This is a genomic window from Spirilliplanes yamanashiensis (assembly GCF_016863475.1).
In the GTDB taxonomy this organism is placed as follows: Bacteria; Actinomycetota; Actinomycetes; order Mycobacteriales; family Micromonosporaceae; genus Spirilliplanes; species Spirilliplanes yamanashiensis.
In genome coordinates, this window is the sequence record NZ_BOOY01000048.1 from 1 (window position 1) to 8,941 (window position 8,941).

The 8,941-nt window shown below is 75.9% G+C and carries 11 protein-coding genes; 8 read left to right on the forward strand and 3 right to left on the reverse strand.

Features of this window, described 5'->3' with window-relative positions; genetic code table 11:
- The first annotated feature begins 151 nt into the window (after nt 1-151).
- Nucleotides 152-430, forward strand: a complete 279-nt coding sequence (locus tag Sya03_RS30550; RefSeq protein WP_203941932.1) for a hypothetical protein — start codon at nt 152-154, stop codon at nt 428-430.
- A gap of 16 nt (nt 431-446) precedes the next feature.
- Here the strand turns inward: Sya03_RS30550 and Sya03_RS30555 are convergent, their stop codons facing one another.
- Entirely contained in the window at nt 447-1,625 is a 1,179-nt protein-coding gene (locus tag Sya03_RS30555) for a hypothetical protein (RefSeq protein ID WP_203941933.1), read from the reverse strand.
- A gap of 85 nt (nt 1,626-1,710) precedes the next feature.
- On the opposite strand from Sya03_RS30555, the gene Sya03_RS30560 reads away from it, so the two are divergent.
- The 7 genes from Sya03_RS30560 to Sya03_RS30585 all read left to right on the forward strand — a co-directional run bounded on the left by Sya03_RS30560 (nt 1,711) and on the right by Sya03_RS30585 (nt 6,396).
- The gene (locus tag Sya03_RS30560; protein WP_203941934.1) at nt 1,711-1,965 is read left to right on the forward strand and encodes a hypothetical protein; all 255 of its coding nucleotides are present in this window, start codon (nt 1,711-1,713) and stop codon (nt 1,963-1,965) included.
- Nucleotides 1,966-2,179: 214 nt separating this feature from the next.
- The gene (locus Sya03_RS30565) at nt 2,180-2,554 is read left to right on the forward strand and encodes a hypothetical protein (protein WP_203941935.1); all 375 of its coding nucleotides are present in this window, start codon (nt 2,180-2,182) and stop codon (nt 2,552-2,554) included.
- A 102-nt stretch (nt 2,555-2,656) separates the two neighbouring features.
- Complete coding sequence (locus Sya03_RS30570; RefSeq protein WP_203941936.1) at nt 2,657-3,694, forward strand: DUF2157 domain-containing protein; 1,038 nt, start codon at nt 2,657-2,659, stop codon at nt 3,692-3,694.
- 266 nt (nt 3,695-3,960) lie between these two features.
- Nucleotides 3,961-4,959 carry an Acg family FMN-binding oxidoreductase gene (locus tag Sya03_RS30575; protein WP_239107976.1) on the forward strand — a complete coding sequence of 333 codons (999 nt, stop codon included), beginning with the start codon at nt 3,961-3,963 and terminating at the stop codon, nt 4,957-4,959.
- A gap of 133 nt (nt 4,960-5,092) precedes the next feature.
- Nucleotides 5,093-5,788 (forward strand): CBS domain-containing protein, encoded by a 696-nt coding sequence (locus tag Sya03_RS30580; RefSeq protein ID WP_203941937.1) that lies wholly within the window; start codon nt 5,093-5,095, stop codon nt 5,786-5,788.
- A 15-nt stretch (nt 5,789-5,803) separates the two neighbouring features.
- Nucleotides 5,804-6,205 (forward strand): three-helix bundle dimerization domain-containing protein, encoded by a 402-nt coding sequence (locus Sya03_RS31445; protein WP_239107977.1) that lies wholly within the window; start codon nt 5,804-5,806, stop codon nt 6,203-6,205.
- The gene (locus Sya03_RS30585; RefSeq protein WP_239107978.1) at nt 6,175-6,396 is read left to right on the forward strand and encodes a low molecular weight phosphatase family protein; all 222 of its coding nucleotides are present in this window, start codon (nt 6,175-6,177) and stop codon (nt 6,394-6,396) included. The genes Sya03_RS31445 and Sya03_RS30585 overlap by 31 nt, the downstream gene beginning before the upstream one ends.
- A 10-nt stretch (nt 6,397-6,406) precedes the next feature.
- Here Sya03_RS30585 and Sya03_RS30590 read toward each other — a convergent pair whose 3' ends face one another.
- Nucleotides 6,407-7,765 carry a nicotinate phosphoribosyltransferase gene (locus tag Sya03_RS30590; RefSeq protein ID WP_203941939.1) on the reverse strand — a complete coding sequence of 453 codons (1,359 nt, stop codon included), beginning with the start codon at nt 7,763-7,765 and terminating at the stop codon, nt 6,407-6,409.
- A 38-nt stretch (nt 7,766-7,803) separates the two neighbouring features.
- A complete protein-coding gene (locus Sya03_RS30595; RefSeq protein WP_203941940.1) occupies nt 7,804-8,631 on the reverse strand; it encodes an SPFH domain-containing protein in 828 nt (275 codons plus the stop codon).
- Between the last annotated feature and the right edge of the window lie 310 nt (nt 8,632-8,941).

Genomic DNA, 8,941 nt, shown 5'->3' on the forward strand with positions numbered 1-8,941 from the left:
TAAAGTCACACCGGCCCGTCACGGTGGACCCGGGCCGGTGACCCGAGCCCCGACGGGCGGGTCGACCGGCCCGTCCATCGGGGCCGTCGGCCTCTGACCGGTCCGCGGCGCGCCGGCCGACCATGGGACGGGTCGAGAGGTGGTGGGCGTCATGTGGTGGGCCGTCGGACTGATCGCCGTTCTGACCGCGGGCGGAGTGCTGCTCTGGTGGGGCTGGCGGCACATCGACGAGGTCGTCCCGGTTCCCGTCTCCGGGCCGCTCATCGGGTTCGTCCCGTGCCTCGGCGCCGTACCCGCACCCGTACCGGCCGGCGAGTCCGGCCTGGCGGCCGAGCTTCTCGCCGGCCGGCTGACCGCCGACGCCTACCGCGCCGCGATGGAACGGCTCGCCGCCGCGGACGTCGGCCGCCCCGTGCGGGTGCCCGACTGAGCCGTGCGGGACCGCGTCAGTTCACCGTGCGGATGCGGGCCTCCGCCGCGTTGTCCCACCCCATCACCTCGCTGAGCGGGGCTCCGCGCGCCGACAGCGGCTCGGCCTCGACGACCATGCTGCTCGCCGTGGCGCCGATCGGGTGGCGGAACGCGTACCGGTAGGTCACCGTGCCGCGTGACGGCGGCGCCTTGACGGTGATCGTCACCGTGCCGTCACCGCGGACCGTGGTGGCGGGCCATGCCGTGCCGATCGGTTCCAGGCGGTCGACGGAGAACGCCAGCCGCACCCGGTCCGGCCGTGCGCCGAACCCGTGCCGGAGGGTCACGGCGAGCGTGCCCGTGCGGTACCCGGCGCTCACCGGGCCCAGCACGAGGTCGCCGGTCGTGAGCCGGGTCTGCGTCACGGCCGGGTTCGCCGGCATCGCGGTCGGGCCGCCGGCCTGGGTGAACCGGCCGCCGGTCCACCGGTAGCGGCGCGTCTGCCAGCGCGTCGGCGTGGTGTCGCCGCAGCAGCCCTGGTAGTCGGCAACCCGCACGGTCACGGTGCCGGTGCCGCCGACCCGGACTCCGGTCGTATCGATGTCGCGGACCTCGCCGGTGGTCGACACGACGGTGCCGAGCGTGATGATCCGGCCGTCGGAGTCGCGGTCGAACGCGACGAGCTGGATGCTGCCACCCTCGATGAGGCACTCGACGGGGGCGATCGTCTCGGCCCGCCCGTCGTGGTCGACGTCGCCGTAGGTGGCGGACCAGAGGACGACGTGCGCGCCGTACGGCGCCTCGCCGGTGCGCACCTCGTGCGGCGGCACGGTCACCACGCCGTCGCGGAAGCGCAGGGGCCCGGAGGGGCCGCGCAGGTTGTCGGCCGGCCACGGCGGAATGACAAGGGTGCTGTTCTGCAGGGTGCCCAGGGCGATGCGACCGTCGGGTGCGGCGGGCGCCGGCGTCGGCGACGCGTCCGGGGGCGTGCTCGGTGGCGCGCTCGGCGCCGGGCTCGCCGGGGCGGCCAGTGGTGGCGTCACCGGGTCGGCGCCGTCGCCGCCGCGCAGCACCAGGATGATCGCGGCCGGGACGGCCAGCGCGAGGGTGACCAGCACGGCGATGAGTGCCGCCCGCCAGGGGTTCGGAGTTCTCGGGGCCGGCCCCGGCCCGTCGCCACCGACGGGCAGGACCAGGGTGGGCTGGTCGGACATCACGCACCTCCTGTGCAGGTCCGACACGTCTCTCAGTCCACTGTGCGCGCCGCGCGTCCGCACCGTCAGGGCCGACAGTCCACGGGTGAGGACCATCGGCCCTGACGGCGCCGCCGTCGCCGGGGCTAGCGTCACTCCGCACCGGCCGCTCGGCAAGGAGATCGGCAGGATCGCGGTCAACGCGTACGAGCGGGGGGTTGCTGACGTCGTCGCCCTCGAGAAGGAAGCGGCCGCCATCACCCGCCCCCCGTGGGCGAAGTCCGCGTTGACGCTGCACGCCGGTCTCCTCGAGGACATCGGCGCGGCATACGTCAGGACGGCCCGCGCGGCGCTGCGGTGACCGCTCCACCGGCCGGCCCGGAAGACTCCCGGGCCGGTCCGCCGTCACGCCGCGGCGAGCGGCGCAGCGGTGCTCGGAAGGGATGCCGTCGGCACGGCGACGGCGCCACGTCGTGACTTCCGGCGCCCGGGTGGTGACCTTCGCCGGTGCCGGCAGGGCCGCCGCCGGCGAAGACTGGCGGTATGGGAGGGAGGTGAGTTCGATGAGACTGCGGATGAGAGACCTGGTCGCGACCCTCCTGGTCGTGGCGATCGGCATTCCCTACGTCGGGTACCTGATCGACGGCGACATGCCGTTCGTCAAGGACCCGCGAGGCATGTCCGCCGTCGGCCTGATCCTGGGGACCGCGGCGTACCTGGTGATGCGCAGCGGCGATGCCGCCGACCGGACCGGCAAGGTCGAGATCGGCGTGGCGGTGCTGGCGCTGGCGCTGGGCTTCACGGCCCTGGCCCTGGCGGAGACCGCCGCGGCGGAGGTGCTGCTGGCGGTGTTCATGGGGTCGATCCTCGTCGTCTGGGTCGTCGAGCTGATGGACCACGCCGGGTTCCTGCCCGGCAGGGCCCACCCGACCGGCCCGAGTCACGCCTGATCGAGCCGATGCACCCATGAGGTGCGGGGCGGGCGCCGCCCGCCCCGCACCTGCGGACTTTCGGCCCTGCCGCCACCGCGCGGCCGGGCCGATGCTGGGCGCATGAGCACCACTGTCCGGTCCACCCGCGACATCGCGGCGCTGCTCGACCGCTGGGCCGCCGACGGTGTCGTCACCGCCGACCAGGCGGAGCGCATGCGCGCCGACCTGCGCGCTCCCGGTCGCGTCCCGGCCCGTCCCCTGGTGGCCGAGGCGATGGGCTACCTCGGCGGGGCGATCGTCGTCGCCGCCCTCGGCCTGCTGGCCGGCTGGTTCTGGGCCGACCTGACCCTGGCCGCCCGGCTCGCCCTGGTGGGCGCCGCGGCGTTGCTGGTGGGCGGCGCGGGCGCCGCCGTGCCGCGCCGCCTCGGCGCATCCGGCGCCCGGCTGCGCGCGGTGCTGTGGCTGGCCGCCTGCGTTGCCCTGACGGGGTTCCTGGCGCTGCTCGCGGCCGACGGGTTCGGCTGGCAGCGCGACGCGGTCACCGCGTTCGCCGCCGCCGTCACGGCGGCCGTCGCGGGCGGGTTGTGGGCGGCGCGCCCGCATGCCGTCCAGCACGCGGCCTTCCTGCTTCTGGTGATCGTCGCGGCGGCCGCGTGCGCGGCGCTGCTGCCCGGCAACGGCACGGCGGCCGGCGTCGCGGTGTGGGCCGTGGGGTCGGCGTGGGCGATCCTCGGCTGGGGCGCGCTGGTGCGCCCGGCCCGGTTCGGCCTCGTCCTCGGTGCGGTCGCCGCCATGGCGGGCGTCGCCGGGCTCGTCGGCGAGCCCTGGGGCGCCGCCCTGGCGCTCGTGACGCTCGCGGCCGCGGTGGCGGGCGCGGTGGCGTTGCGTGACCTGGTCCTGCTGGCCGTGGCGGCGGTCGGGACGCTCAACCTGCTGCCGGCCATCGTCGTGCAGTTCTTCCCCAGCGTCCTGGCCGTCGCGCTGGTGCTGCTGCTCGTCGGGCTGCTGCTCGTCGCGGCGGCCGTCCTGATCGGCCGCCGCCGGTCCGCCGTCCGGCACCAGGACAGCCGCGGGCTGCCGGTCGTCCCGCCGTCGGTGGCGGTGGGCGCGGCGGCGTTCGTCGTGGTGGCCGGCGGTGTCCTGGCGGTCCTCAGCTGACGCGGGACCGATCCGGGACTTTCAGCCCTGCCGGCTCGCCGGGCGCCGCGGCACGATGAAGGTAGCCCACCGGTGCGGGAGGCACTCCGAGTCGGCAGGGGCGGAACGCGGGACGGCGGCCGGTGAGCCGCAGACCCACCATCGTCAAGATGGGCACCGCCACCTGCGGAGCCGCCCACCCCGGTGGGCGCCGGCGTGCCCGCCGTGCAGGGCGGAGCGGGACCGTTGCCGGCCGCGGAGGCAGGCTCAGCGAGGGGTGGACGGCGATGACGACGCGCACGGGAGCGACCGCTGCCGCGCTGGCCCGGGCGGCGGCCCTGGCGGGGTACGCCCCGTCGCTGCACAACACCCAGCCGTGGCGCTGGACGGTGCTCGCCGACCGGATGGAGCTGCACGCGGTGCGCGAACGGCAGCTGCCCGCTTCCGACCCGGACGGCCGGCTGCTGCTGGTCAGCTGCGGGACGGCCCTGCACCACGCTCGGACGGCGCTGACCGCGACCGGCTGGGAGTGCACGGTGCAGCGGCTGCCCCGGCCGCGTCAGCCGGACCTGCTGGCGGTGCTGACGCCGACCGCGCACCACCCGCCGGGCGCCGCGGCCGGGCGGCTGGTGCGGGACATGGAGACGCGGCGCACCGACCGCCGGCCGGTGAGTGACAGCCCGCCGCCGGCCGCCGCCCTGACCGCGCTGGCGGCGGCCGCCGGGACGCACGGTGTCGCGTTCGGCCTGCTGACGCAGGAGCAGGTCTACGACCTCGCCGCGGCGGCGTCGCGGGCGGCGGACATCGAGCGGGCCGACCCGGCCGTCCAGGACGAGATCGCGTACTGGACCGGCCGGCAGGACGACCTCGGTGTCGCCGAGCGCTCCCTGACCGGTGCTCAGCCGGAGACCACGGTGCCGGTGCGGGACTTCGGCCGGCCCGGAACGCTGCCGTCCGGACCCGGCCACGACCGGGCGGCCCGGTACGCGGTGCTGTCGGTCGAGGAGGACGAGCCGGAGGCCTGGCTGCGGGCGGGCGAGGCATTGTCCGCGGTGTGGCTGACCGCCACCCGGCACGGCGTGTCCGTGCTGCCGTTGAGCGCCGTGGTCGAGGTGCCGGTGACCCGGGCGGCGCTGCGCCGGTCGACCGGGGACCGGGGCTGGCCGGTCATGGTGCTGCGGATCGGCGTGCCGGACGCGGGCGCGGGCGCGCCGGCCGCGCCGCGGCTGTCCGCCGCGCAGATCGTCGACGTGGACGAGGTGCGGCACCTGCTGGACCGGGACTGACCGGCGGCCCGGTCGGTACCCGCCGTGGCCGGCCACCCGGGACCGGAGGTCCCGGCACGGGTGACGCTCGGCCCTGCCGGAGCGGCCCGGAAGGCGCCTAGGGTCCGTTCTGAGGGCTCCGAGGAGGGACGCGATGAAGACCTGGATCGTGGACGACGTGATGACGACCCACGTGGTGACGGCTACTCCGCGCATGCCGTACCGGGCGCTGGTCGACGAGCTGGTGGACAAGCGGGTGAGCGCCCTGCCCGTGGTGGACGCCCGCAACCGTGTGATCGGCGTGGTCTCCGAGGCGGATCTGCTGCGCAAGATCGAGTATGCGGAGGACGACCGTGCGCCGCGCCTGTTCGTCAGCCGGCACCGCCGCGCCGACCAGGTCAAGGCCGACGGCCGCACCGCGCGGGAGCTGATGACCACCCCGGCGGTGACCGTGCCGGCCGGCACGCCCGGCGCCCGCGCCGCGCGGCTGATGAACGCCCAGAACGTCAAGCGGCTGCCCGTGGTCGACAAGCTGGGCCGGTTGGTCGGGATCGTCTCGCGCAGCGACCTGCTGAAGATCCACCTGCGCCCGGACGCCGACATCCGCGCCGACGTGGTGCACGAGATCCTCGAGCGGATCCTGGTGGTCGAGGAGGGCCAGGTCCGGGTCTCCGTGCTGGACGGCGTCGTGAGCCTCGCCGGCCGCGTCGACCGGCGCTCGGCCGCCGCCCTGGCCGCCCGGCTGGCTCGGCACATCCCCGGCGTGGTCGAGGTCGTCAGCCACCTGTCGTACGACTTCGACGACACCGGCCTGGTCGCGAACCGCGGCCTGCCGTTCGGCGTCGCCTGAGCCGTCCCGGAGGAGATGCCGGATGACCAGCTCGCTCTGACCACCGCCGCGACCCGGCTGGCCGCCGAGTTCGCCGGCAGCTACGGCCGCGAGACCGTCGAGCGGTTCCTGCACTCCAGCTACGAGCAGTTCGCCACCATCGGCAGCATCCCCCACTTCCTGCCGCTGCTGGCCGAACGCTTCGCCCGGCAGCGCCTGCAGGCCCTGGCCCGCGTCGAGGGCCACCACAGCGACGGCAAGCCCGTGGTGCTGTTCCTCTGCACCACAACGCCGGGCGCTCCCAGATGGCGATCGGCTTCTTCACCCACTTCGCCGGGGACGCCGCGGTGGCCTGGTCCGGCGGTGCCGAGCCCGGAACGGAGGTCAACCCCTCCGCGGTCGCCGCCATGGCTGAGCGGGGCATCGACGTCGTGGTGACCATGGGCTGCGGCGACGCCTGCCCCGTGTTCCCCGGCACCCGCTACGAGAACTGGGACCTCGACGACCCGGCCGGACGCGACCTCGCCGCCGTGCGTCCGATCCGCGACGACCTCGAGCGCCGCGTCCGCGCGCTGCTCGGCGAGCTCGGCGTGGCCGCGCTCCGGGGGGCGCCCGGACCCGGCCGGTGAACAGGCGGCGTCACCGTGGTGGTGTGGCCGCCACACCGGCGGCGATCTCCGCCCGGACCGAGTGCGCCGCCACGAAGCGGTTCCGCGCGGCCGTCAGCGCCGCGGTGGGCCGTGCCGCCGGCACCGCGGGGGAGCACAGCCGCCGGACCTGCGGCGGCAGCGCGGCGACGTCGGCCGCGCGCCGGGCCCGGGCCGCCCGCACGGCGGCCGCCGGGGTCTCGGGGCACAGCACGCGCCCGCCGCGCATCACCGGCTCGAGCAGCGGCCGGTACCCGGGCGGGGCCGGCTCGGCGCGCAACGCCAGCAGGTCCACGGCGCCGTCCGCGCGGTACACCTGCTTCGCGCCCGGCCACGTCGCCTTGCCGGGCGACAGCTTCCCGACCGGGCGTCCAGCGAACTCCACCAGCTTGTAGGCGCTGTCCAGCGACGGCGCGTCCGCCGACACCCCCATGCGGGTGCCCACACCGAACGCGTCGACCGGCGCGCCCCGCATCGTCTCGATGCCGTGCTCGTCGAGCCCGCCGCTGACCATGATGCGGACCCGCCCCAGCCCCGCGGCGTCGAGCATGCGCCGCACCTGGGTGGCGAGCCGCCCGAGATCCCCGGAGTCGATGCGTACCCCGCCGCCCGTCCGCGGTTGCAGGGCGGACAGCGCCTCGATCGCCGCCCGCGCGCCGGCGATGGTGTCGTAGGTGTCGATCAGCAGCACCGGGCTCTGCGGGCAGTCCACGACGAAGGCGTGGAAGGCCGCGCGCTCGTCGCGGAACGCCTGCACGTACGAGTGGGCCATGGTGCCGACCGGCCGCAGGTCGTAGTGGCGCGCGGCGGCGACGTTGCTGGTGGCGTCGAAGCCGCCGACGGCCGCGGCCCGGGCCACGCTCATCGCGGCGGGCAGGCCGTGGGTGCGGCGCATCGCGAAGTCGACGAGCTGGGCCCCGCCGGCGGCGAGGCGGCACCGCGCCGCCTTCGTCGCTATCGCCGTCTGGAACGTGACGACGTTCAGCAGCGCGGTCTCGACCAGCTGCGCCTCGGCGACCGGCGCGGTGACCTCCAGCAGCGGCTCGTCGGCGAACACGACCCGGCCCTCCGGCACCGCCCACACGTCGCCGGTGAACCGCAGGCCGCGCAGCAGGGCCGCGGCGCGCCCGTCGAGCACACCGGCCGACCGCAGGTAGCCGAGTTCGTCGTCGTCCAGGCGGTAGCGCTCGAGGACGTCGAGCGCGTCGGCGAGCCCGGCGGCGACGAGGAACCCGCGGTCGGCCGGCAGCCGGCGCGCGAAGAGGCTGAACGTGGCCGGTGCGGTCATCTCCCGGCCCCGGTACGACGCGGCCATCCGCAGCTCGTACAGGTCGGTCCACAGGCCGCTCACCGCCGCAGCGCCACAGCCGGCGGGGCCGGCGCTCACCGTCATCCCCCCACCGGTTCGGGCCGCCGGTGCGGCAGGATCGTGGCGGGCACGGCGCCGTCCGCCTCGGGCTTGCCGCCGGTGCGGTCGAAGTAGCGCAGCAGCTCGACGGGGAACGGCATGACGAGCGTGCTGTTCTTCTCGGCGGCCACGTCGACGACGGTCTGCAGCAGCCGCAGCTGGAGCGCCCCGGGGGTGCCCGCCATGGCGCGGGCCGCGTCGGCGAGGCGCCGCGACGCCTGGTACTCGCCGTCGGCGGCGATGATGCGGGCGCGCCGTTCCCGTTCGGCCTCGGCCTGGCGGGACATGCAGCGCTTCATCGAGTCGGGCAGGGCGACGTCCTTGACCTCGACGCGTTCGATGAGCACGCCCCACGGCTTCTCGGTCGGGGCGTCGATGACGGACTTGAGCTCGCTGTTGATCCGTTCCCGGTCGCTGAGCAGGATGTCGAGGTCGGCGCGGCCGATCACCGAACGCAGGGCGGTCTGCGCGACCTGCAGGACGGCGCGCGGGTAGTCGCGCACGTTGACCAGGGCCCGGATCGGATCGACGACGCGGTAGTAGACGACGGCGTCGACGGTGAGGGTGACGTTGTCGCGGGTGATGGCGCCCTGCGCCGGCACCGGCATGACGACGGTCTGCATGGTCACCTTCACCATGCGGTCGGCGAGGGGGATGATCAGCCGCAGGCCGGGTTCGCGTACCCGGGGGACGACGCGGCCGAACCGGAACACGATGCCGCGTTCGTACTGCTGGACGAGCCGGACCGTCGACACGAGCAGCAGCAGTGCGGCGCCGGTCACGGCGCCGGCGATGATCCAGGCGTTCATGGTGGTTCCTCGATTCGTGCGGACGCCCGCCCGGCCCGGTCGCCGGGCACACCTCCACTGTGGGCGGGTGCGCCGCGCCGGACCAGGGTCGACCGACCCCGCCGTGCGGGGCGCGCGGTCGGCCCGGGAGCCGTTCGTCCTGGGACATGCCCTGTGCCGCCGTGCCGGCAGGGGCCACAGGTCCCCGGACTCCGTGCCGGCCGGCCCTGCCCGGACGGTGGGCGCCGCGCGAAGGTGGGAGCCGGAGGCCGCCACCGGCCCGGGGCGCCGCTCCGCGGCCGGCCCGTGCACGCGGCACACGACGCCTCGG

Bases quoted from the DNA above. Each gene is read 5' to 3' on its own strand.
- Sya03_RS30580 (WP_203941937.1), top strand. From the start codon at position 5,093: ATGAAGACCTGGATCGTGGACGACGTGATGACGACCCACGTGGTGACG.
- Sya03_RS30595 (WP_203941940.1), bottom strand. From the start codon at position 8,631: ATGAACGCCTGGATCATCGCCGGCGCCGTGACCGGCGCCGCACTGCTG.
- Sya03_RS30575 (WP_239107976.1), top strand. From the start codon at position 3,961: ATGACGACGCGCACGGGAGCGACCGCTGCCGCGCTGGCCCGGGCGGCG.
- Sya03_RS31445 (WP_239107977.1), top strand. From the start codon at position 5,804: ATGCCGGATGACCAGCTCGCTCTGACCACCGCCGCGACCCGGCTGGCC.
- Sya03_RS30555 (WP_203941933.1), bottom strand. From the start codon at position 1,625: ATGTCCGACCAGCCCACCCTGGTCCTGCCCGTCGGTGGCGACGGGCCG.
- Sya03_RS30565 (WP_203941935.1), top strand. From the start codon at position 2,180: ATGAGAGACCTGGTCGCGACCCTCCTGGTCGTGGCGATCGGCATTCCC.
- Sya03_RS30585 (WP_239107978.1), top strand. From the start codon at position 6,175: ATGGCTGAGCGGGGCATCGACGTCGTGGTGACCATGGGCTGCGGCGAC.
- Sya03_RS30550 (WP_203941932.1), top strand. From the start codon at position 152: ATGTGGTGGGCCGTCGGACTGATCGCCGTTCTGACCGCGGGCGGAGTG.
- Sya03_RS30570 (WP_203941936.1), top strand. From the start codon at position 2,657: ATGAGCACCACTGTCCGGTCCACCCGCGACATCGCGGCGCTGCTCGAC.